At 70.4% G+C, this 22,049-nt stretch carries 19 protein-coding genes; 4 read left to right on the forward strand and 15 right to left on the reverse strand.

The annotated features are described in order from the left end of the window. Window positions 1–28: 28 nt before the first annotated feature. From JWQ81_RS14310 to JWQ81_RS14335, 6 genes are all read right to left on the reverse strand, one after another. Complete coding sequence (locus tag JWQ81_RS14310; protein WP_297541689.1) at window positions 29–1,300, reverse strand: ROK family transcriptional regulator; 1,272 nt, start codon at window positions 1,298–1,300, stop codon at window positions 29–31. Window positions 1,301–1,607: 307 nt separating this feature from the next. Then, window positions 1,608–2,633 carry an NAD(+) diphosphatase gene (nudC, locus tag JWQ81_RS14315; protein ID WP_297541560.1) on the reverse strand — a complete coding sequence of 342 codons (1,026 nt, stop codon included), beginning with the start codon at window positions 2,631–2,633 and terminating at the stop codon, window positions 1,608–1,610. Then, on the reverse strand, window positions 2,630–4,021 hold the full coding sequence (locus JWQ81_RS14320; protein WP_297541562.1) for a pitrilysin family protein: 1,392 nt from the start codon (window positions 4,019–4,021) through the stop codon (window positions 2,630–2,632). The genes nudC and JWQ81_RS14320 overlap by 4 nt, the downstream gene beginning before the upstream one ends. 3 nt (window positions 4,022–4,024) lie before the next feature. Beyond that, window positions 4,025–5,308, reverse strand: coding sequence for a pitrilysin family protein (locus tag JWQ81_RS14325; protein WP_297541564.1), 1,284 nt, complete (start codon window positions 5,306–5,308; stop codon window positions 4,025–4,027). A 9-nt stretch (window positions 5,309–5,317) separates the two neighbouring features. Beyond that, window positions 5,318–6,955 (reverse strand): DUF2207 domain-containing protein, encoded by a 1,638-nt coding sequence (locus JWQ81_RS14330; protein ID WP_297541566.1) that lies wholly within the window; start codon window positions 6,953–6,955, stop codon window positions 5,318–5,320. Between the two features lie 16 nt (window positions 6,956–6,971). Further along, window positions 6,972–8,738, reverse strand: a complete 1,767-nt coding sequence (locus JWQ81_RS14335; RefSeq protein ID WP_297541568.1) for a DUF2207 domain-containing protein — start codon at window positions 8,736–8,738, stop codon at window positions 6,972–6,974. A gap of 242 nt (window positions 8,739–8,980) precedes the next feature. On the opposite strand from JWQ81_RS14335, the gene JWQ81_RS14340 reads away from it, so the two are divergent. Next, window positions 8,981–10,177, forward strand: coding sequence for a neutral zinc metallopeptidase (locus tag JWQ81_RS14340; RefSeq protein ID WP_297541571.1), 1,197 nt, complete (start codon window positions 8,981–8,983; stop codon window positions 10,175–10,177). Between the two features lie 317 nt (window positions 10,178–10,494). On the opposite strand, the gene JWQ81_RS14345 is transcribed toward JWQ81_RS14340, so the two are convergent. After that, window positions 10,495–11,406, reverse strand: coding sequence for an RDD family protein (locus JWQ81_RS14345; RefSeq protein ID WP_297541572.1), 912 nt, complete (start codon window positions 11,404–11,406; stop codon window positions 10,495–10,497). 79 nt (window positions 11,407–11,485) lie between these two features. On the opposite strand from JWQ81_RS14345, the gene JWQ81_RS14350 reads away from it, so the two are divergent. Beyond that, window positions 11,486–12,493, forward strand: coding sequence for a stage II sporulation protein M (locus JWQ81_RS14350; RefSeq protein ID WP_297541574.1), 1,008 nt, complete (start codon window positions 11,486–11,488; stop codon window positions 12,491–12,493). Here the strand turns inward: JWQ81_RS14350 and JWQ81_RS14355 are convergent. The 6 genes from JWQ81_RS14355 to JWQ81_RS14380 all read right to left on the reverse strand — a co-directional run bounded on the left by JWQ81_RS14355 (window position 12,490) and on the right by JWQ81_RS14380 (window position 18,700). Then, window positions 12,490–13,287 (reverse strand): hypothetical protein, encoded by a 798-nt coding sequence (locus JWQ81_RS14355; protein ID WP_297541576.1) that lies wholly within the window; start codon window positions 13,285–13,287, stop codon window positions 12,490–12,492. The two genes, JWQ81_RS14350 and JWQ81_RS14355, sit on opposite strands and share 4 nt — an antisense overlap. Window positions 13,288–13,437: 150 nt before the next feature. Further along, on the reverse strand, window positions 13,438–14,733 hold the full coding sequence (locus JWQ81_RS14360; RefSeq protein WP_297541578.1) for a DUF58 domain-containing protein: 1,296 nt from the start codon (window positions 14,731–14,733) through the stop codon (window positions 13,438–13,440). 53 nt (window positions 14,734–14,786) lie between these two features. Next, window positions 14,787–15,779 carry a MoxR family ATPase gene (locus JWQ81_RS14365; RefSeq protein ID WP_297541580.1) on the reverse strand — a complete coding sequence of 331 codons (993 nt, stop codon included), beginning with the start codon at window positions 15,777–15,779 and terminating at the stop codon, window positions 14,787–14,789. 31 nt (window positions 15,780–15,810) lie between these two features. Beyond that, a complete protein-coding gene (locus JWQ81_RS14370; protein ID WP_297541582.1) occupies window positions 15,811–16,938 on the reverse strand; it encodes a DUF4350 domain-containing protein in 1,128 nt (375 codons plus the stop codon). After that, window positions 16,935–17,579, reverse strand: coding sequence for a DUF4129 domain-containing protein (locus tag JWQ81_RS14375; protein WP_297541690.1), 645 nt, complete (start codon window positions 17,577–17,579; stop codon window positions 16,935–16,937). Before JWQ81_RS14375 ends, JWQ81_RS14370 begins: the two co-directional genes overlap by 4 nt. Then, entirely contained in the window at window positions 17,573–18,700 is a 1,128-nt protein-coding gene (locus JWQ81_RS14380; protein ID WP_297541584.1) for a hypothetical protein, read from the reverse strand. Before JWQ81_RS14380 ends, JWQ81_RS14375 begins: the two co-directional genes overlap by 7 nt. Before the next feature lie 166 nt (window positions 18,701–18,866). On the opposite strand from JWQ81_RS14380, the gene JWQ81_RS14385 reads away from it, so the two are divergent. After that, window positions 18,867–19,928 (forward strand): neutral zinc metallopeptidase, encoded by a 1,062-nt coding sequence (locus tag JWQ81_RS14385; protein ID WP_297541586.1) that lies wholly within the window; start codon window positions 18,867–18,869, stop codon window positions 19,926–19,928. Window positions 19,929–19,930: 2 nt separating this feature from the next. On the opposite strand, the gene JWQ81_RS14390 is transcribed toward JWQ81_RS14385, so the two are convergent. Continuing rightward, window positions 19,931–20,368, reverse strand: coding sequence for a hypothetical protein (locus tag JWQ81_RS14390; RefSeq protein WP_297541588.1), 438 nt, complete (start codon window positions 20,366–20,368; stop codon window positions 19,931–19,933). A gap of 112 nt (window positions 20,369–20,480) precedes the next feature. Next, window positions 20,481–21,563, reverse strand: coding sequence for a TrkA family potassium uptake protein (locus JWQ81_RS14395; RefSeq protein ID WP_297541590.1), 1,083 nt, complete (start codon window positions 21,561–21,563; stop codon window positions 20,481–20,483). A 75-nt stretch (window positions 21,564–21,638) separates the two neighbouring features. On the opposite strand from JWQ81_RS14395, the gene JWQ81_RS14400 reads away from it, so the two are divergent. After that, window positions 21,639–22,034 (forward strand): hypothetical protein, encoded by a 396-nt coding sequence (locus JWQ81_RS14400; protein WP_297541592.1) that lies wholly within the window; start codon window positions 21,639–21,641, stop codon window positions 22,032–22,034. The last annotated feature ends 15 nt before the right edge of the window (window positions 22,035–22,049 follow it).

Genomic DNA, 22,049 nt, shown 5'->3' on the forward strand with positions numbered 1-22,049 from the left:
TGACACGAAAGCCACCCGGGTAGCCGTCTCAGGCGCCGGCGGGGGATGGTGGAGCGGACTGCGAAATCGGGACCGCCGGCCGAGCACCGGACGTTCCCTCCCCTGGTCTGCGCGACCCGGGAAGCACTTGCCTGATCACCGGGACCAGACCGAACAGATCCTCGCGGACGACGGCGAGGGCGGATTGCAGGGCGCCCGCGCGAACGGCGTTGCCCTGCACCGAAGCGAGGCCGACCGGGGTGCGCGGCAGCACGAGGTCCTGCAACCGCGCGGTGACCCGCGCGGCGAACTCGTCGCCGCCGGCGCGGCTGACCTCGCCGCACAGCAGCACGAGCTCCGGGTCGACGACACTGACGATGCTGGCGACCCCCGTGGCGACACGGCGCGCGAGATCGTCGAGGAAGCTTTCACCGGACTTCCCGGCCGACTGTGCTTTGCGGACAGCCGCCCAGCCGGTGTCCGCGGTGATGCCATGGGCGGCCGCCAGGACGACGATCGCGGGCGAGTCGACGAGCTCGCCGAACCGCGCGCCGTCGCGAGCATTGCCGCGGCTGCTCACGGTGTGGACGGACGCGGGATCGGGGACACGCATCCAGTCGATCTCCCCGCCGCCACCGGACGCGCCGCGCAGCAACCGGCGCCCGACGACCACCGCACCGCCAACGCCTTCGCTGAGCCACACCAGGACGAAGTCGTCGATCTCGGCAGCGCGGCCGACGGTCATCTCCTCGATCGCGACGAGGTTGACGTCGTTTTCGATGGTCACTTCGAGGTCCAGCTCGGTGCTGAGCCTGCCGGGCAGATCGAACCCCGTCCAGCCGGGCACGTGCGGCGCCGATTCGAGGTGGCCGGTGCGCGGGTCGAGTGCGCCCTGGGCGCCGATCACGACGTGGCGTAGGTCGGCCCGGCTCAAGCCGGCCTCGCCGACTACCAGGTCGAGGGCCTCGCCGAAGGAGCCGACGACGTCGGCGCCGGACTCGACGGGCAGGCGGACGCGGTGTTCGGCGAGCACGGTGCCGGCGACGTCGGAGACCACGAAGTCGGCCGCCTGCGGCGTGAGGTCGACCGCGGCGACGTACGCCAACTTGCCGGTGACCGCCCAAAGCTGGGCGCGCGGGCCACGCCGTCCGTCATCGCGGACGCCTGCCTTGCACACGACCCCGTCGAGCTCCAGCCGCGTGAGGAGCTGTGCGGTAGCGGGCTTCGACAGGCCGATCGACGTCTCGAGCTCCCCACGGGTGAGCGCCCCGGCCCGCAGGAGCGCATCGATCGCGGCGCGATCGTTGAGCTCACGCAGCATTCGGGGGCTTCCGGCTCGCACGCGGTGCTCCAGACTTTATTAGGGAACTTTACAGACGATTTCGGGAACTGTAGTAACCCCGACCACGTCCGTCAACGCCCAGTTTGCCGACCGCCCTCGTTCTCCTCGCACGCGAGTCCCCCACTCACGCGCACGAGCCCCACACTCAGCGCCCGCGAGTTCCTCACTCAACCGCCCGAGTCCCACGTTCGAACCGAGCCCGGACAGCCACCTACCCGGGCGCGAATGTGGGACTCGCGTGCACAGGGCGCAAACTCGTGTGCACGGGACGCAAACTCGTGGGTACTTACGGTTCGGCGTGGGACCAGGCGTCGAGCATGACGCGGGCGATGGAGGAGTTGCCGGGCAGGATCATCGTGCGGGTGCCGCCGGCGATCGGGGTGGGGATGAGCTCGCCGTCGGCGTCGCGGACCTCGCTGTTGGCGAACGCGGCGCGGACTTCGGCGCGCGACACCCACAGCGCTTCCTCGATCTCGCCGTCGGCGGGGATCAGCGTCGCCGACATGTCGGCGCGGGCGGTGAAGCCCAGCATGATCGACCGGGGAAACGGCCACGGCTGGCTGCCCAGGTAGCGGATCCCGTGGACGTCGATGCCGACCTCTTCGAGGATCTCCCGCTGGACGCAACCTTCGAGCGACTCCCCCGCTTCGACGAACCCGGCGAGCACCGAATAGCGCCCCGGCGGCCACACCGGCTGACGCGCGAGCAGCACATGCTCGCCGTTGACGCCGGAATCGTCGTGCACCAGGCAGATCACCGCGCCGTCGGTGCGCGGGTACTCCTCACGTTCGCACTTCTCGCACTTGCTGGCCCAGCCGAACTGGGTCAGGTGCGTCGGGCTGCCGTCGCGGGTGCAGAACCGCGCCTGCCGCCGCCAGTTCCGCAGCGCCTGCGCGGTGGTGAACAGCCCAGCCGACGTGTCGTCCAGTCTGTCGCCGTAACCGCGCAACTCGACCCAGATCTCGCCGTCGACGCGCGGTACTTCCTCGACGATGCCCCAGCTGCCCTGCATGCGCACGGTCACCGGGTCACCCTCCGGGCTACCCGGCAGCGACCAGTAGTCGACGCCCTCGAACTCGCCGAGGAACACCGCGTCCGCGGGCGGCTCGTCGCCGAAACCGAGCGCCTTGCGCGTCGCCAGCGAGGACTCGCCCTCGCGGACGGGCGTCCGCCCGGTGTCGTCGAGCAGCACCACGCGCGCGTTCGGCCAGCGCGTCAGCAGCCGCTCCGGGTTGCTGCGCAAGGCTTCCTGTCGGTCCACAGTGGACCGCGACAAGGTGGGGAGCGAGTCGAGCTGGAACGGCGAACTCATGACTTCCCGACACCCGGTTCGCCGACGATGACGTCACCGAGAGCGGTCAGCTTCGGCGCGAGGAGCTCGGCGTCGCCGACGACAACACCGGTGAACCGCTTGGGCGCGAAGAAGTCCAGCGCGGCCTGCGCCACCTCGTCCGCGGTGACCTGCGCGAGCCGGGTCGAGTGCTCACCGATCCACTCGAGGCCGAGTCCGATCGGGATCAGCGCCGACAGCTGCGCCGCGAGCCCGGACTGCGACGACGTCGACGTCACCAGCGAACCGATCGCGTATTGCCGGACCGACTCGACCTCCTCGTCGGTCGGCGGGACCATGGCGAGTCTGCCCAGCTCGTACCGCATCTCGAGCAGCGCCGGCGCGGTGGCCTCGTTCGCCGTGTCCGCTTCGATGTTGATCGTCGCAGTGCCGCCCGTGGTCTCGAAACCGGAGTGCGCGCTGTACGTGTAACCCTTGTCCTCGCGGATGTTCTCGACCAGCCGTGACGAGAAGTACCCGCCGAAGGCCAGGTTCGCCAGCTGCAGCGCGGCGTAACCCGGGTCGGTGCGCGGGATCCCCTGCGAGGACAAGCGAAGCTGCGATTGCACCGCGCCCGACCTCGGGACGAGCAGCACGTCACCGCCGGCCAGCACGGGCAGCTCGGGCAGCCGGTTCGCCGACTTGTCCGAAGCCCAGCCGCTGAACGCCTTTTCGACGTCCCCGACGATCGTCTGCGGGTCGATGTCGCCGACGATCACGATCGTCGAACCCCGGGGCAGCACCGACGCCGTGTGCAGCGCGCGGACCTGCTCAGGTGTGACGGTGGCGACGTCTTCGGCCTGCGGCGTCTCGCGGGTGACCGGGTGATCGCCGTAGCGGTGCTTCTGCAGCGCCTCACGGGCGATCGTCCTCGGCTGGCTGCGCGCGACCGCGATGCGCTCCACGAGCCGCTCCGACTCCCTCGCCACTTCGGCGTCCACATAGGACGCTCCGGTGAGCGAGTCCGCCAGCACGTCGAGCAGCGTCGGCAGCCCGCTGGACAGTGAGCTGCCGTGCAGGATCAGGCGTTCGGGGTCGACCCCGCTGCCGAGATCACCGCCGATGAGCGCGAGCTCGGTGTCGATCTCGATGCGGTCACGGCGGGCAGTGCCGGTGAGGATCGTCTCGGTGAGTACCTCGGCGGTGGCCGCGTGCAGCTTGTCGGCCCCGGCGAACGGGATCCACACGCGGAGCTCGACCAGCGGCACGTTCGCCTTGCGCACCGCGAGGACACGCAGGCCGTTGCCGATGACCGTGTCCACATGGGACAGGTCGGCGGCGGCGCGCTGCTCGCCGAGCGGCGGCACGGGACGCGGGCCCTGAGGTGTGCGGCCGATTTCTTCGGCAGTGCGGTGGGTAGCGGAAGTCATGGGTTATTTGTCTCCCTGCTCGGGGTGGACGACCAGGACGGCGCGGGAATCCGGGCGCAGGGCCTTCGCCGCCGCTGCCACGTCCTCCGCGGTGACCGCGGCCATCCGGTCGGCCAGTTGGTAGACCAAACCGGCGTCGCCGTACAGCAGCTCGAACGAGCCGAGCGCCAACGTCCGGGACACCAGCCTGTCGTGCTCGGAGTGCAGGCTGGCGGCCCAGCGGGCCGTCACCTTCAGCAGCTCCTCGGCGGTGGGCGGGGTCGACGCCAGCTTCTCGAGCTCGTCGTCGATCGCGGCGAGCACCTGCTCGGGCGTGACGTCCGGGGTGTGCACGGCGGTGATCGAGAACGTGTCGGGGTCGCGGGCCTCGAACGGGCCGAACAGCCCGGCACCCGCGCCGATGTCGGTGACCAGCGGCTCGCGGTGCACCAGTCGCTGCTGCAGCCGGGACCCGTCGCCGTCCGAGAGGATGCCGGCGAGCACGAGGTTCGCCAGGTAGCCGTCGAGGTCGTTGATGGGGTCGGGCATGCGGTAGCCGACGGCGAGCGCGGGCATCGGAGCGTGCGGATCGGTGTGCTCGCCGCGCACCTCGCCGACGGGCGCGGGCTCGGCGAACGACCGGCGCGGCGGGGCCGGGCGGGCCGGGACATCGCCGAAGTGCCGGTCGATCAGCTCACGCGCGCGCTCGACGGTGAAGTCTCCGGCGACGGTCAGCACCGCGTTGGCCGGGGCGTAGAAGGTGTCGAAAAACGCCGCGCAGTCGTCAAGGGACGCCTGCTCGAGGTCGACGAAGTCGCCGTAGCCGTTGTGGGCGTTCGCGAACGTCTGATAGAGCACCGGCGGCAGCAGGATCCACGGGAACCCGCCGTACGGCCGGTTCAGCACGTTGAGGCGGATCTCCTCCTTGACCACGTCGATCTGGTTGGAGAGGTTCTCCTGCGTCAGCTTCGGCGCGCGCATCCTGTCCGCTTCGAGGAACAGCGCACGCTCGAGCGCGGCGGCCGGGAGGACCTCGAAGTAGTCGGTGTAGTCGGGGTGCGTCGAGCCGTTGAACGTCCCACCACTGGACTGCACATGCCGGAAATGGGCGAGTTTCTCCAGGCTTTCACTGCCCTGGAACATCAGGTGCTCGAAGAGGTGGGCGAAGCCCGTACGCCCCTCCGGCTCGGAACGGAAGCCCACGTCGTAGTGGACACTCACCCCGACGACCGGCGCTCCGGCGTCGGGCGCGAGCACCACGCGCAAACCGTTGTCTAGGGTGAATCGAGTCAGCTCCGGGACAGCCATGAGTCCACCCTACGGGGAACCCGCGAACCGGATCGAGCGACCTGACAACGAGCTGCCCGAACGCGTCCCGGCGAACGTCCCGATGAGCGCGGCCGCGAACTCGCCGGCCCGCGGTGCCCCGGCCTCGGTGTCGTACCAGTAGAGCTCGAGTGGACGGTTCAACTCGGCGAAAGCGGCCACCCAGCGCTGGGATTCTCCGAGCACGAGCGCGTACGGCAGCGCTCGCGAGAACAGCCTGCCGCGTTCGAGTTCGGGCACGTCAGCGGCGTCAGTGCCGTCAGTGCCGTCAGTGCCGTCAGTGCCGTCTACGTCAAGCAGTGCGGCACGCAGGCCGAGCAGTCGCTGCCGTAGCGACCTGCCCTTTCGTGTCAGCTGCGGCATCCCCCGCGCGCCGACTGCCAGAAGCACGCCCGCGACGACCACGATCAGGCCGAGCTGGGCGTAGCCGACGGTGAAGGCGAGCAGAGCCGTGAGAAAGACGCCGTAGAAGATCATCCGGACACCCGCCGACGCGAGCTTGCGCCCGGAAAACCAACGTCTCCGCACGACATCCTCGTGGAGTTCCGCCTGGAACCTCAGCCCGGCGCCGCGCAGCTCGGACAGCAGGACTGTGTCGGTGCCTTCGGGGAGCAGGGCGTCGAAGACGGTCCGTTCGACGTCGCTGAGCTGGTCGTCCGCCGGATTTCGGCGCGCGAGACGCCAGTCGGGCAGTCCTTCCTGCGGCGCCTCGCTGACCCACAGGTAGTTCCGGACGGCCAGGTCGAGCACAGTCGCGGCCAGGTCGACGGCGTCCGAACGGCCCGACAGCACCAGCCCGACCTGCCCGGGCAGCACCCCGTCGGGCGACGTGAACACGACGTCCTCACCTTCGCCAGTGGTCAGCGTCACAGCCTGTGGCTTGCCGATGACGTTCGCGCGACGACGTGCGAACCACAGCCACCCTCCGGCAAGTAGCACGAGGACGGCGAAGACGCTCCACGCCCAGCCGACCGGTGTCGTGAGGACGAACGCGCCGGCCACCGTCGACGCGGGCACCGACCGCGCGTCGGCGGGCACTGTCCCGGCCGGCAGCTCGACCGTGATGTCCATGCGCTGTCCGGCAGGCAGGTTCTGCTGGGCGAACCGGGTCAGCCCGGCGTGGTCGATCTGCGCGGAACCGCACGGAACGGTTGAACCGGACGGGCCCGCGACGCAGTCGACGGCGTCCGGGATCAGCGGCGCGGCGAACGACGCGCGGATGAGCTTCAGCTCAGTGTCCCAGCCGCCCGCGAGCTCCCACGAGACGCGCCCGGTCGCATCGACGGCACCGTCCACTGTGTACCGGACGATCGAGGTCCCGCCGAGGAGGTACAGGGTGAACTGGTCTTTCGACACCGCCCCGGTGCCCGCGCCCTCGATGACGACGTCGCGTACGCCGAAGATGCGGTCGCGGTTGTCCGGCGCGGACACCCTGAGCGGGACGTGCCGGGTCATCGTCGTACCGGTCGGGACCGAGACCGCCTCGATGACCGACAGCGAGCCGTCACGCTGCACCTTGAGCTGGATCTCCGCGCTGTTGGGCAGGTTCGGCACCGGCGGGGCGTCCTGCGCCGCGGCAGGCTGGGCAAATAAGGACAGCGCCACCAGCGCGAGGACCAGGGCTTTCACGCGGTAAGGCTAAACGTCAGGCGGGGACCGGCTCGGGGCGGATCGAGCGCAGGTGCCCCGACTCGGCGAGCAGGCCGTCGAGCGCGGCGACGAAGGCGGTGAAATGCGGCCCGAACCGGCGGAGGTCGGTGTCGGACTCCATCCCGCCGAACCAGTACAGCCCGGCGGAGCCGTCCGCCGACGGGTTGAACCCGACGAACGCGCGGAGCCAGCGTTCGCCGTCGCCCAGCACCAAGGCGTACGGCAGCGAGCGGGAGAACACCATCTCCTTGTCACGCTCGGGAATCTCGCCCACCGCGGCCGTGTGGAGGTACGCGAGCAGGCCGTGCACCTGGCTCACCAGCGCCCGTCCGCGCGCGGTCCGCGACGGGAGCCAGCCGGCGCCGAATGCCAGCGCGATGCCGGCGACCGCCGCCGCGACTCCCAGCAGCGCGTACCCGGCGGTGAAGGTCAAGACCACTGTGGACACCACGCCGAGCACCGCCAGCGCGAGGCCCAGCCACGTCACCAGGTTCCGGCCGCTGTCGGGACGCCGGGAGAACCAGCCCTTCGCGACGACGTCGGTGTACATCGTGTCGGCGACCTTGCGCAGATCGAGCGACCCCGAGGCCCGCAACCGCGACAGGAGCACGGCTTGCGTTCCGTCGGGCAGCAGCGCGTCGTAGATCGCGCGCTCGAACTCGCGCAGGTGCTCGTCGGGCGGGTTGCGCCGGGACAGCTGCCAGTCGGGAAAGCCTGACTCGCCCGGGATTTCCGCAACCCACAGGTAGTTGCGCACCGCGAGGTCGACGACGGTGGCGCTGATGTCGATGACGTCGACGGTCTCGTCGACCACCGTGCCGATCTGCCCGGGCAGAATGCCGTCCGGCGACGCGAAATGGACGTGCCCGTTCTCGCGCATCAAGACTTCCGCGCGAGTGACGCCGACGGGCGAGGCCGCGTCACGACGTCTCAGCCACCACACCGCGAGGCCGCCCAGCAAGAGAAGCAAGGCGAGTACGGCGAAGCCGATGCCGACGGCAGGCGTCAGCGAAAACGCGTTGGCGACCGTGGCGGTCTGCACGAACCGGGCGTTCGACGGCACGGTCCCGAGCGGCATGGAGACCGCTAGGTCGACCCTGTGGCCCACGGCCAGGCCGTCCTGCTCGACGCGGATGATCCCGGTGTGGTCGACCTCGGACAGCGTGCACTTCACGGCCGAACCGACCGGACCGGCGAAGCAGTCCTGGGTGGGGGTGGCCCGCAGCGGCGCGACGAACGACGCGGTGACCCTGTCGAGCTTGGTGTCCCAGCCGCCGGCGACCTGCCAGCGGACCTCCTGAGCGCCGGCCAGATCCGCGACCGAACCGTCCACTGTGTACGTCAGAGTGGTCTGACCGGCGGGCGCCGTGAGGACGACCTGGTTCTCCCCGGAACTCACGCTGCCCGCGCCGGTCGCCTTCGGGTCCTTGATCGTGTAGACGCGGTCCTGACCGTCCGAGGCGGGCACGCGCTCCGGAATGCTGCGGACCACCTTCTGCCCACCTGGGACCGTCACTTTCTCGGTCACCGAGAGGCCACCGTCGCGATCGACCTTCAGCGCGACGTCCACGACCGGGCCGGTGGGCGAGGGGCCATTGTCACCGCCCTGGCCGAAGTTCCCGGTGGCGCCGTCGGGCCGGGCCGGGGTCGGCACCGCGATCGGGTTGTTCGGCAGCGACGGCCCGCCGCCCTGTTCCGGGGCCAGCCCGGTCAGCAGCGCGGAAGCGGTCAGCACCACGGCGGGCACCCATTTGGTCAACACGCCACGGACTGTAAGGCACTCCCCTTATGCTGGTGACCGGAATGCCGGAAGCTCCACCTGAGTGGAGGGCAGCGGGGGAAGAACCACTCGGGGGGATCCGTTTTTTGATGAACCAGCCACCATCAGGCCCCTGGGATCCACGGACACCGCCGCCTGGTGCGAGGCCGCTGCCGCCACCGGGAGCCTGGCCACTGCCCCCGCGCGGTAACCAGGGCCCGCCGTTCGCCGGGGGACGGCCGCCCATGCCGCCACCGCCGCCACCGATGCATCCGCCGCGCGGTGGCCGCCCGCTGCCGCCGCCCGGCGCGATGCCGCTCCCGCCGCCGCGCCCGGGCCCGCCTGCCCCGCCGATGCCGCCGTACGCCGGCCAAGTGGCGCAGTTCGGACCACCGCCCAGGTTCGCGCCGGGGTACGCCTACGCGGGGTACGCGCCGAAGAAGTCCAACGCGGGCGCCATCACGGCCGTGGTGATGATCGGCGTCTTCGTGGTCGTCGGCGGGTTGATCGCGACGTTCGCGCTGTCCGGGCCGAAGACGTCGCATGTCGCCGACGCGGGTTACCAGAGCTACCCGACGTCCGCGACGACGTACAGCTCCCCCACGTCGTCGAGCAGGACCATTACGACGTCCAGTCGCGCGACGACGAGCACCACCAGGAGCACCTCCGCCTCGGTGACGCCGACGAGCACGAGCGAGGCGCCGGAAACCCCGTCTGGGCCTCAGCCCTCGCACACGCTCGCGACCAACCCGCTGTTCTCCGACGCCAACGGGAGCCTGCAGAACCAGGGGTGTTCGCTGGCGAGGTGGAGCAACAGCCCGGAGGCCTCGGCAGCCTTCTTCACGAGCGCGCTCCCCTGTTTGAACGCGGTCTGGGCAGAGACCCTGGCCGAGGCGAACCTGCCGTTCCACCCGCCGAAACTCGCCTTCCCGTCCGGCAACAACTGGTCAAGCCCGTGCGGCGACCTCGACAACGGCCACACCGCAGCTTTCTACTGTTCCACCGACGAGACGCTGTACATGCCGTATGCCGGGTTGCAAATCGCCCAGTACGGCGCCCACCCCGGCGTCTACCTCGCCGTATTCGCCCACGAGTACGGCCACCACGTGCAGAATCTCTCCGGGGTTAGCGACACCTACTGGCAGCAGCGCTACGACGCGGGTACCGACTCGGCTCCGGGGCTGGAACTCTCCCGACGCCTCGAGCTGCAAGCCCAGTGTTTCTCCGGCATGTTCCTCGGTTCCACTGTGGGCCGAGGCGGCGACGTCGACCGGAACATCTACAACGAGGCATGGAACTCAGAGGACCGCGGGGACGGGCAGCAGCCGGTGCGAGACCACGGCAGCAACGCCCACGCCATGAGCTGGTGGCAGCACGGTGCTCAGACGAACCGGACCCAGCAGTGCAACACCTGGGCCTCCAGCTCCGGCGACATTTCGTAGCACCGCGCGGCTGTGGACGGTGAAAGACCCCTCGGGGGGCCACACCAGTGGCGTTCACCGCCAGTGCGGCGGCCGCGATCAGAGTGGCGGCCCGCGCGCGAGCGACTCGGGGGACGTTTCGTTTCGCTGAGCCAGTCGATGCGCCCGGGCAGCCCCCAGTCGTTGCTGCCGTAGACCGGAACCCGACACGACGTCCCCGCCCTGCACTGTCGTACGCCGAAGACCCCCAATCCACCTCAGGACCATCAAGGCCATCACTGTGGCCCCGAGGGAACGTCGCAGCGCGATCGCCAGCTTCGTCTGTCCCAGCCGCGTAGCTAGCTCGGCGGGGTGAACGGGCTCTCGGCGGGCGGAGGCGGCGGAGCGGGTGGTTGCGGAGCGGGCGAAGGCGGCTGCGGCGGAACAGACACCTGCGGCTGGTAACTCTGCGGCTGGTAACTCTGCGGCGGGGCATAGGACTGCGGGGGCGGGCCGAACACCCGCGCCTGGTCACGGGCCCGGCGTTCCGCCAGGACGGCCGCGAGGTACGCCCACACCGGGGCGCCCGGCGGCATGGGCGCGCCGATCGCCTGCCCGATCTGCTGCGCGAGGCCGTAACCGAGTGAGTTCGCCGCGTCCGGCCGGAGCTGGTGCATGCGGCTGAGGTAGTCGCGCGCGGCCAGCGCGAGGCCGTTGGGCAGGCCGGTGAGGTCGAGCTGCGACGCCCAGTGCGCGAGCGGCGGCGGCATCGGGATCGTCACGGACTCCGACACCCCGACCCGCTCCCGGATGACGACCGTGCCGGCCAGGTAGTCGCCGACCCGCTTGCCGTCGCGAGAAATCATCGACACCACCACGGCGACAGCGCCGAGCAAACCGAGCGCCCAGAAGTCCACGAAAAACCCGCCGAGCCCGCGCGCCAGTGCCTGCCGGAACCGGATCGGGCCGCCGTCGGCGCGGACGACCCGCAGGCCGAGCGCCATCTTCCCCAGCGAACGGCCGCGCGTGAGGGTCTCCATCAGCACCGGATAGCCGACCATCACCAGCACGAACCCGACCAGGATGATCGTCAGCACCAGCGAACCGTCAGCGCCCGACATCGTGAACGCCAACACCAGGAACAGGATGAACAGCACGGCACCCTGTACCAGCACGTCGAGCATCATCGCGAGGCCGCGCGTGGCGAGCCGGGCGACGGGCAGTTCGAGGACCACGGCTTCGCCGGTGACCAGATCGGACTCTTCGTTCACGTTGCAACACTAGTTGGCCGGAAGCCATGAGCGGGCCGGCTTGGGACAACTACGCTGGCGCTGGAACGAGGAGGTCAGGGTGGATGTCGACGTGTTCGTCGCGGCACACAGCGCGGAGTGGGATCGACTGGGCGCGTTGATCGCGCGCGCCGGGCGGCTGCGCGGTGACGAGGCCGACGAACTGGTGGCGCTCTACCAGCGCACGGCGACCCACCTGTCGGTCGTCCGCTCGGTCGCGCCGGACCCGGCACTGGTGTCGCGGCTGTCGAGGCTGGTCGCGCGCGGCCGGTCGGCGGTGGCCGGCTCGCACAACCCCGCCTGGCGCGAAGTCGGACTGTTCTTCGCGCGCCGATTTCCCGCCGCCGTCTACCTCAGCCGCCGCTGGTGGGTGCCGACCGCGCTGGTCTGCGTCGCGGTGAGTGCCCTGATGGCGGCGTGGATCGCGCGGAGCCCGCAGGTCCAGGCCTCGATCGCGCCGCCGGACGAGATCCGGTCGCTGACCGCGCCCGGTGGGCAGTTCGAGACCTACTACTCGACCGGTTCCGCCGGCGCGTTCGCCGCGCACGTTTGGACGAACAACGCGTGGGTCGCGGCCACCTGCCTGTTCCTCGGGGTGCTGCTGGGGCTGCCGGTGATCGGCGCGCTGTGGAGCAACACGGCGAACATCGGCGTCGACGGCGGCCTGATGATCGGGGCCGGGCGCGGTGACGTGTTCCTCGGCCTGATCCTGCCGCACGGCCTGCTCGAACTGACGGCCGTGTTCATCGCGGCCGGCACCGGGCTGAAACTCGGCTGGACGGTGATCGACCCCGGCCGCCGGTTACGCGCGGCGGCGCTGGCCGAGCAGGGCCGATCGGTGGTGGTCGTCGCGCTCGGGCTCGCCTGTGTGCTGCTGGTGTCGGGCATGATCGAGGGCTTCGTCACGCCGTCCGGGCTGCCGACCTGGGCCCGCATCGGCATCGGCGTGGTCGTCGAGGTGGCGTTCCTGGTCTACGTCTTCGTGCTCGGCAAGCGCGCCGCCAGAACCGGCGAGGTCGGCGACGTCGACGCTGTCTACGCCGGCGACGCACTGCCGGAAACGGGTTAGCAGAGACAGGTTCCCTCGAAGGCGATGCTGTTGCCGTCGTCGAGACTCGCGCTGCCGGTGAACCGGATTTCGAACTCCCCCGGGCCGGACAGCTTCAGCTTGGGGCTCGTCGCGACGCCGTCCGCGCCGGTGGTGGCGATGGCCGTCTCGGCGGCGCCGTCGAAGATCAGGTGGTTCGTGGCACGCGCCGAGCGCACGTAGAAGCTGACCTTGACCCCGTTCGCCGCCTGGCCGTCGACGCCGATCACCTTGACCGCGAACGGAACGCCGGGATCGCTCGTGACCAGGCGCTGCCCGTTGCCGCCGACGATGGCCAGGGTGCGCTCACCGGCCGCCCAGTAGTTCTCGACCCCGGTCAGCGTGCAGACCTCCTGGTAGAGCCGCGATCCGACGCTCGTGCCCTCCGCCGTCAGGCACCGGTCCGTCGCTACGCTCGTGATGACGACCAGGCCCGGCTGCCCGGCTCCGCGTTTCCATTGCTGGTAGCGGTCTTTGGGGTCGCAGGCGGCCATTTTCACGGTGAGCCCGTCGACCGGGCTGAGCGCGGCGAGGCACTGTCCACTCGCGACGTTCTTGTACAGCGAGGTCGCCTGGTCGTACGTCCACTGCGACGCCGGGTCCTGGGCGGCGGCGAGCAGCGGCTTGCCGCCGACCACCGCGAGCGACACCGCGCCGCCCCCGTCGGCCAGGTACACCGGTGCGGCAGCCGGGTCGGCCGCGGCTGCCTGGTTCGCAGCCGCCGTCACCCCCAGCAAGCCGACCACCAACGCCGCGATCAACGACCTCACCGCCATGTAACCCGTCCCTCCAAGTCGACCCCTTGCGAGTTAACCGGGCGGGCGTTCGGACGAGGCCGAATCCACTCCATGGTGGACCGATTTCCCCCGACCGGAACCACTCGTGAGCGTTCCGACTGGTTAGAAGCGGCCTAAACACTCACCAGCTCAGAGCTTGCCGGCGGCCTTGAGCGCGAGGTAGCGGTCGGCGAGCGCGGGTGGCAGGTCGTCCGGCGTGGCATCCACGACGTCGACGCCGTAGCGGCCGAGACGGGCCGTGACGTTGCGACGCTCGGCGAGGGTGCGCTCCGCGGCTGCGGCGCCGTAGACGGCTTCGGCGTCACCACGGCCGTGAGCCATCTCCGCGACGCGCGGATCTGCGACGGCCGCGATCAGCAGTTTGTGCCGTGAGGTCAACATCGGCAGCAGGGGGAACAGGCCTTCCTCCAGCGGCGCGGTGTCGAGGCCGGTGAGCAGCACCACCAGCGACCGCCGGCGGGTCCGGCGCAGCACCTCGGCGACCATGCCGCGCGCGTCGGTCTCGATGAGCGACGGTTCCAGCGGCGCCATCGCGGTGACGAGCGACGGCAGAAGGTTCACCCCGGTCGAACCCGTCACCGAAGCGCGAACCTGCCGGTCGTAGGCGATCAGGTCGACCCGGTCCCCCGCGCGAGACGCGAGGACAGCCAGCAGCAGCGCGGCGTCCAGCGCGGCGTCGAGCCTCGGTGAATCCCCGACGCGCCCGGCGGAAACGCGCCCGGTGTCGAGCACGAGGACGACGTGCCGGTCGCGCTCCGGCCGCCATGTCCGCACCATGACGTCGGACGCCCGTGCCGACGCGCGCCAGTCGATCGAGCGGACGTCGTCGCCGATGACGTACTCGCGCAACGAGTCGAATTCCGTGCCCTGGCCCCGGATCAGCACGGCGTTGCGGCCGTCCATCCGCTGCAGTTTCGCCAGCCGCGACGGCAGGTGCTTGCGGCTGTGGAACGGCGGCAGCACGCGGACCGTCCACGGCACGGTGTGCGAGCCCTGACGCCCGGCCAGGCCCAGCGGGCCGAGCGAGCGCACGGTGACGCGGAAGGCACTGCGGTCACCGCGCCGGGTCGGGGTCAGCCGGGTGGTGACGACTCGGCGTTCCCCGGCGGGCAGGGCGACCGGATGCCGGTCCAGTTCGGCGCCCGCGCTCGGCGACCAGGCGTCGCGCAGCATCCCGCGCACCGCGCGTCGGCCGGAGTTGCCGAGTGTCAGCGTCACGTCGACGGACTCGCCGAGGCGAACCGATGTCTCCCCAGACCGCACCAAAGCCAGCCCGCGAACTCCGCCGGCCAACACGAGGTCGACGATCACCGCGGCCAGCAGAACCGCGGCCACCAGGGCGATCCCCGCCCACGACGGCACGCCGAACCCGACCACCAGCGCCCCCACCAGGGCCACCACCCCGAGCCGCCCGGTGAGCGTCACGACACTGCTCGTGAGTGTTTAGGCCGGTTAGAACCGGCTGGAACGCTCACGACCTACCGCGGGACCGGGACGGAGGCGAGTACGCGGTCGAGGACGCCGTCGGGGGTGGCGCCTTCGAGTTCGGCTTCGGGCCGCAGGCCCAGGCGGTGCCGCAGGGCCGGGCGCGCGAGTGCCTTGACGTCGTCGGGGGTCGCGTACTCGCGGCCGGCGAGCCAGGCCCAAGCCCTGGTCGCAGCCAGCAGAGCGGTGGCGCCACGCGGCGACACCCCCAGCCGGACGGACGGCATCGCGCGGGTCTCGCGGCAGATGTCGACGATGTAGCCGATGACCTCGGGCGCCACGGTCACCCTGGCCACCGCGGCGCGGGCCGCCGCGAGATGCGCCGCACCGGCCACCGGCCGCAGGCCCGCCCCGACCAGGTCGCGCGGGTCGAAGCCCTGCGAGTGCCGGACGAGGATGCCGAACTCGTCCTCCCGCGAAGGCGCGGGCATGGTCAGCTTGAGCAGGAACCGGTCCAGCTGCGCCTCCGGCAGCGGGTACGTGCCCTCGTACTCGACGGGGTTCTGCGTGGCGATCACGATGAACGGGTCCGGCAGCGGCCGCGACTTCCCGTCCATCGACACCTGCCGCTCCTCCATCGCCTCCAGCAGCGAGGACTGCGTCTTCGGCGGGGTCCGGTTGATCTCGTCCGCCAGCATCAGGTTGGTGAACACCGGGCCTTCACGGAACGAGAACTCGCCACTGTGCGCGTCGTAGACGATCGAGCCGGTGACGTCGCCGGGCATCAGGTCCGGGGTGAACTGGACACGCTTGGTGTCGAGGTCCAGTGCGGTCGCGAGCGCGCGCACGAGCAGCGTCTTCGCCACCCCGGGCACACCCTCGACGAGCACGTGCCCCCGGCACAGCAGCGCCAGGATGAGCCCGGTCACGGCCGCGTCGTTGCCCACCACGGCTTTGCCGACCTCGGCGCGCAACGCGATGAGCGCGTTACGCGCTTCGACCTCGCTGATCGGCGTCTGCGTAGACGTCTGTTCGGTGCTGCTCAAGACTTCCCCTACCGTTTCCTGGCTTCCGAGTTCACGACCGGCCCACCTGCAGTTCGAGTTCGTCCAGCGCGTCCGCCAGCCACACCAGCGCCGCGTCGTCGGCCGGGGGCGGACCGTAGAGCAGCCCGCCGACCTCGGCGATGTTCCGACCGACACGCGTCGCGGCCGTTCCGGCGACGGCGTCGGGCCCGGCGTCCACCGGGAGGCCCAGCGCTGCCCGCAACCGTGCGCGGCTCGCGTCGCGAAGCGTTTCTCCGGCGTGCTCGGTCGCGCCGGATCGCCGGTAGAGCCGCGCGCGGCCTTCGGTCGTCTCCGCGGCGCGCACCACCACCGGCAGTTGTTCGGTGACGACCGGGCCGAGCCGACGCGCCCGCCACAGCGCGAACAGCGCCGCGGCGATGAACACCTGGAGCGCGCCGAACACCCAGCCGCGCGGAATCAGCTGGCCGAACGTCTGGTGCGCCGCGCCGAGCGCGGGGTCATTCGCGGACGGCAGGTACCAGACGAGGTTCGACCGCGTGCCGAGCAGCCGAAGCGCCAGCTCCGCGTTGCCGTTCTCGGCGACGTGCTGGTTGGTCAACGGCGTGCCACCACCGAGCACGGTCGTGTGGCCGACGCTCACCAGCGTGCCGCCACCGCCATCGGGGTAACACAGCTGCTCGGCGGGATTCGTTGTGCGGTAACGGATTCCGCCCAGCAGAACGGATCCGGCCGACGTCGCCGCGTCAACCTCGCACGACGGCGAACGCACCGAAACAGAGGATTCGCCGTCGACGTTCACCGCCGGGGACACGAGGTTGAGCACGTCCTGACCGGGCCCGACCAGCACGACGTCGCCGGCCTTCTCGAGCAAGCCGGCGAGCTGGTCCCGCGGCACGAGGTCCGGGTTGATGACGAGCACCGTCGCGCCGGGAGCGACGAGGTCGGCGTCGGCGACCGTGCGGACGGTCTGCGTGCGGACGCCGTTCGACGTCAGCACCGCGTCGATCGCGTGGCTTCCCCCCTGGTCGTACGACGCCGGGTCGAGGTCGCCGTGCCCCTGGTCGCCGCGGGAGAGCACGGTGACCAGCGCGACCACGAAGATCACCAGCAGGAACGCGACGGGCACCCTGGCCGCCCGCCAGATCCGGCGGGCGTCGGGCGAAACGGACGTGCTCACCGGACGCTCACGAGCGCGACGGGTCGCGCGACGGCACACCGGTCGTCGAGCTCGACCAGCTGCCGGTAGCCCGCCGACGTCGCCGGGTGGCCGCCGTAGTGGACGTCGTCGAACAGCCTCGCGCCGTCGAAAAGCCCCGCCGCGCAGTCCGGCAGCAGCTTCCCAGCCTCCGCCGCGGCCTCGTCGGCCGTGCGCCCGGAACGTTCGTCGAGCAGCCCACGCTGTTCCAGCGCCCGAACGATCGCGCGGAAATGCTCACGGACCGCTTGTCCGTAGTCTCCGGCTTCCGCCGCGGCAGCGGACGCAGCGCGGTACTCGTCAGCGGTCTGCTTCCGGCCGGCGAACACCTGCCGGGCCTGCCCGGCCGAGCGGCCCAGCTTGCCCACCCGGAGCCGGACGACCACAACCAGGACGACGAGCACGACCAGAATCACCAGTACGCCGAGGAACCCGCCCGGAACGGCGCCGGAGATGGCGTTCAACAGGTCCATGAACTTCTCGACGATCCAGTTGAACACCGTCGAGAGCAGGTTGGGCCGGGCGGCGGCGTAGCGCGGGTCCGTCAACTCGGCCTGGACGGCCGCGCGGGCGTCGTCCCGGCCGAGGTCGACCGGGACGTCGGTGAGGGCGGGCGTCACCAGGCCTGCGGCGGGGTCGGCGGGGTGATCCCGGCGACCCTGGCCAGCTCGATGTCCATGCCTTCTTTGCGCATCCGCTGGTCGATGTAGATCAGCACGGTGACCAGCGTGACGAACGGCGTGATCAGCGTGTCCACGATGATCACCCCTACCGACTGCAACACCAGGCCGCCGGTGCTCTGCACGGGAATGCTGCCGGGGTTAAACAGCCCGCTGAACAGGCCGCTGCCCAGCGAGAACGGGATCTGGATGATCCCGCTGAGCACGCCCCCGATGATCGACGCGAGCAGCAGGATGCCCAGCACCCGCCAGAACGACCCGGCCACGAGCTGGCGCGACCGCGTCAACGCCTGGCCGAGCTTGCTGCGTTCGAGCATCAACGCCGGTGCGGCCAGTGCGAAGAGCACGTACGGCACCACGGCACCGACAAGGCACAAGATCGCGCCGACGAAGGTGGCGACGACGTAGACGAGGACCAACCCGATAAGTGAGCCCCACCGCGGCGCCGCCTCACGCATCGCCTGGGCGAACGTGATCGGCTTGCCGAGGACGGCCTTGCCCATCACGACCGTCAGGAACCCGGTGAGGATGCCCCGAAGGAACATCGTGATGGCCAACGTGATGGCGAGTGTGGCCCCGCTCTCCCCGAGCAGCGTCAGGCTCTGGTTGAGGAGCTCCTGCTGGGTCGCGGCCGGGCCGAGGTCGGAGACCCGCCTGATGTCCGGCAGCAGCCACAGCGACGCGACGAGGTTGAGCCCGGCGGCGATCACGGCGAAGATCGCCGACACACCGAGGATCAGCCCCGGATGGCGGCGGATGGCCTTGATCGCCCCGTCGAGGATGTCCCCGACGTTCAGCGGCCGCAGCGCGATGACGCCGGGCCTGCCGAGGCCGTTCGGGTGCCAGCGCGGGTCCATCGTGGGCTGGAACTGCTGGTGGGGCTGTTGGTAAGGCTGTTGGTAGGGAGCCGGCTGGGCCCACTGGGCGGGCTGGGCCGGCGGCTGCTCGGGCGGTACGGGCGGCGCTGGCGGCCCTTCGGACTGTGCCCCGGGTACTGGCACACCCTGGCTCGGCGTCGGAGCGTCCGGCTCTTCTGGCGCGGACTGGCCACCGGTGTCGGTCATCGAGCCTTACCCCCCTGGTCAAGAACGGTGTGGCCCACACTCTTGCAGAGCGCTTAACCGGCGTCACGGGAGAGGCCCCAACCTGACCGCTACTTAACGGGTGAGGGGCTAGTTATGCTGGGCACGGACCGACGCCAGCCGCAGAGACCGCACGGGGATCGCAGAGATGACGCAACCGCCAGACGGCTACGGGCCACCGCCCGGAGCGGTCCAGCCTCCGCCCGCGCCAGGGCGGCGGGCGCCGTCGGTGCCGGTCCGGCGGAAGTCGCCGGGCGCGATCATCGGGATCTGCCTTGGGGCGGTGTCAGTGCTGGTACTGGGCCTGGTCGCGATCATCTCGCTCGACCACAAGGACGACGTCAAGGTCGCCAACGCCAACTATCCGGGCCAGCCGGTGGAGCGCGTGGTACCGCAGGTCCCGCCGAGCGGTTCGTCGACGCCGACGTTGATCCCGCCGCAGGTCGCGCCGACGACGTCCAGCGCCGGCCCGCTGAGCACGTCCGGGCCGCAGAAGATCCTCAAGCTCGCCGACCATCCGATCCTGCAGGACCCGAAGGCCGGGCTGAAGAACCGCGTCTGCACCCTGCCGGCCTGGCAGAGCGACGAGATCGACGCCGAGGCGTTCTTCACCGCCGCGAGCAAGTGCCTCGACGCCTCATGGGGCCCGTTCCTCGAGTTCTACCACCTGCCGTTCACGTCGCCGACGCTGCATTTCCCGACCGGGCCGAGCTTCGACACCCAGTGCGGGACGATCGGCGTCGGCCTCGCCACGGCCGCGTACTACTGCGAGAACAACCTGTACATCCCGTTCAAGGGCCTGCAGACCGACCAGTACGGCAACGACCCCGGCGTCTACCTCGCGCTGATCGCCCACGAATACGGCCACCACGTGCAGGAAGTCGCCGGCATCATGGACGCCGCGTGGCAGAAGATCTACGAAGCAGGCCCGACCAGCCCCGCCGGGCTGGAGATGTCGCGCCGCAAGGAGCTGCAGGCGCAGTGCTTCTCCGGGATGTTCCTCGGCGCCATGGTCGACCAGGGCGGGTCCGTCACGCGGGACATGTTCGACAAGGCGTGGAACGACCAGGAGACCCGCGGGGACAACACGTCCGGCAGCCATGACCACGGCACCAACGCGCACTACGCCTCGTGGTGGCGGGCGGGCGCGAAGAGCGACCGCATCGCCGACTGCAACACCTTCGCCGCTGCTTCCTCGGGAGTCAGCTAGGGCTAGATCAAAACGGGCCGCGGGGGCGGGTCGCGAAGGACGAGGAAGGCGTACAAACCGCCGGCGATGCAGCTCAGCGCGACGAGCGCCAGCCCGAGCGGGCCGCGCAGGTCCGTGCTGCCGGACGCAGTGTCGGCGGAGTCCACCGCGATCGCGCCGGTATCGGACGAACCCTGCGGGATGACGATGTCGACGTGCTCGCCCTTGTCGTGGCCGCAGGCGCTGAGCGTGCCGAAGCGGTTCTGGCCGTTGAGCGTGAAGGCGACCGTCTCGTGCGAGGTGCCGACCTCGCACTGCGTCGGGACCGTCACCTGGGCGGACACGGACGTACCCTGCACGGTGGCCACGATGCCGAGCGCTCCCGGCCCGAGCAGCCAGGTGAGCACCACGACCAGCACTCCGACGACCCCCGCGACGGCCAGTGACGGCCACGGCGGCATGAGATGTCGCCCAGGGTGATCAGTTCGCTGCCGCACAGCACCGATCGTTCCAGATCTGCCGGGCAAAGCACAGGTCGCCTCCGCCGGGCCCGGCTCCACACCCCCGAACGGCTCAACGCTCGATCTTGTCCACCTGCGTGACCTTCTTGACGTACAGGAGCCTGTCCCCGGGCTCGATCGCGTCGGCTTGCGGCGCGTCGACGCGGTACAACGTCCCGTCGCGCACCAGGCCGAGCACGAGATCGGGCAGGTGGCGCGGCGAGCCGCCCTCTTCCGAAGGTTCAGTGGCCCGCTCCGCGATCGCCAAACCGGACTCGGGGGTGAGGAGGTCCTCGACCATGTCGACCACCAGCGGCGTCGAAGTCGCCATCCCCAGCAACCGCCCGGCGGTCTCGCTCGACACCACCACCTGGTTCGCCCCGGACTGCTTGAGCAGGTGGACGTTCTCCGCTTCCCGCACCGACGCGACGATGTGCGCGTCGGGCGCGATCTCCCGCGCGGTCAGCGTCACGAGCACCGCGGTGTCGTCCCGGTTGGGCGCCACCACCACGGCCTTCGCGTGCTGCACCCCGGCGACCCTGAGCACGTCGGACCGGGTCGCCGAACCGTGCACGGTGACCAGGCCGAGCGCGGCCGCCGCGTCGAGGGCCTGCTGGTCGGTGTCGACGATCACGACGTGGCCCGGGTCGACGGTCTCGTCGCCGAGCAGCGCGTTCACCGCGGAGCGGCCCTTGGTCCCGAACCCGACGACCACCACGTGGTCACGCACCTTGGACCTCCACTTCTGAATCTTGAAAGCCTGCCGGGAGCGCTCGGTGAGCACTTCCAGGGTCGTCCCGACCAGCACGATCAGGAAGAGCACCCGCAACGGGGTGATGACGAGCACAGTGATCAGCCGCGCGGTCGAGGTCACCGGGGCGATGTCGCCGTAACCGGTGGTGGACAGCGAAACGGTCGAGTAATACAAGCTGCCCAAAAGCGACAACCCATCGCCGTCGGCGTCGCGGTAACCGCCGCGGTCGAAGTAGACGATCAACACCGTGACCAGCAGTGCGAGCCCGGCGCCGATGACGCGTTTGACGATCGCGCGCATCGGGCTGACCGTCGGCTCCGGCATCCGGAGGACGCCGACGAGTTCGTGATCGGCCTTGTCGTTCAGCCGGTTGACCAGGGGAAAGCGCTTGATCCCCTTCATCCCGCGATTCCGGCGCCACTCACGCCGGGGATGCTATCGGAGGTAAGTACGCCCGCGCTGTGCGAAGCTCGACTTATGTCACGAGCATCGAGGAACGCCGGCCCATCGCAGCGCCCCGCATTTTTACTGGCCGCGTTGCTCGGAAGCTCCGGTGTCCTGCACTTCGCCAGGCCCAAGTTCTTCGACGCCATGGTGCCCAAGGAACTGCCGGGCTCGCCGCAGCTGTGGACGCAGGTGTCCGGGGTCGCGGAACTCAGCCTCGCGACAGCTGTGGCGGTGCCTCGCACACGGAAGCTGGCCGGGCTCGTAATCGCGCTGTTCCTCGTCGGCGTCTTCCCCGCGAACGTGAAGATGGCACTCGACGCCCAGCAGAAGGATCGCCCCGCGCGTGAGCGCCTAGCGATGTTCGCCCGGCTGCCGGTGCAGTGGCCGTTGGTGGCGTGGGCGTTGCGAGTGCGCGACAACGCCTAGAACTCGTGAGCGTTC

Source organism: Amycolatopsis sp. (assembly GCF_025464955.1).
Taxonomy (GTDB): domain Bacteria; phylum Actinomycetota; class Actinomycetes; order Mycobacteriales; family Pseudonocardiaceae; genus Amycolatopsis.

Excerpts from the sequence above, each read along its gene's own strand:
- nudC (WP_297541560.1), bottom strand. The coding sequence starts at position 2,633 with ATGAGTTCGCCGTTCCAGCTCGACTCGCTCCCCACCTTGTCGCGGTCC.
- JWQ81_RS14320 (WP_297541562.1), bottom strand. The coding sequence starts at position 4,021 with ATGACTTCCGCTACCCACCGCACTGCCGAAGAAATCGGCCGCACACCT.
- JWQ81_RS14310 (WP_297541689.1), bottom strand. The coding sequence starts at position 1,300 with ATGCTGCGTGAGCTCAACGATCGCGCCGCGATCGATGCGCTCCTGCGG.
- JWQ81_RS14400 (WP_297541592.1), top strand. The coding sequence starts at position 21,639 with ATGTCACGAGCATCGAGGAACGCCGGCCCATCGCAGCGCCCCGCATTT.
- JWQ81_RS14380 (WP_297541584.1), bottom strand. The coding sequence starts at position 18,700 with ATGACCGACACCGGTGGCCAGTCCGCGCCAGAAGAGCCGGACGCTCCG.
- JWQ81_RS14325 (WP_297541564.1), bottom strand. The coding sequence starts at position 5,308 with ATGGCTGTCCCGGAGCTGACTCGATTCACCCTAGACAACGGTTTGCGC.
- JWQ81_RS14355 (WP_297541576.1), bottom strand. The coding sequence starts at position 13,287 with ATGGCGGTGAGGTCGTTGATCGCGGCGTTGGTGGTCGGCTTGCTGGGG.
- JWQ81_RS14340 (WP_297541571.1), top strand. The coding sequence starts at position 8,981 with ATGCCGCCACCGCCGCCACCGATGCATCCGCCGCGCGGTGGCCGCCCG.
- JWQ81_RS14385 (WP_297541586.1), top strand. The coding sequence starts at position 18,867 with ATGACGCAACCGCCAGACGGCTACGGGCCACCGCCCGGAGCGGTCCAG.
- JWQ81_RS14390 (WP_297541588.1), bottom strand. The coding sequence starts at position 20,368 with ATGCCGCCGTGGCCGTCACTGGCCGTCGCGGGGGTCGTCGGAGTGCTG.
- JWQ81_RS14395 (WP_297541590.1), bottom strand. The coding sequence starts at position 21,563 with ATGAAGGGGATCAAGCGCTTTCCCCTGGTCAACCGGCTGAACGACAAG.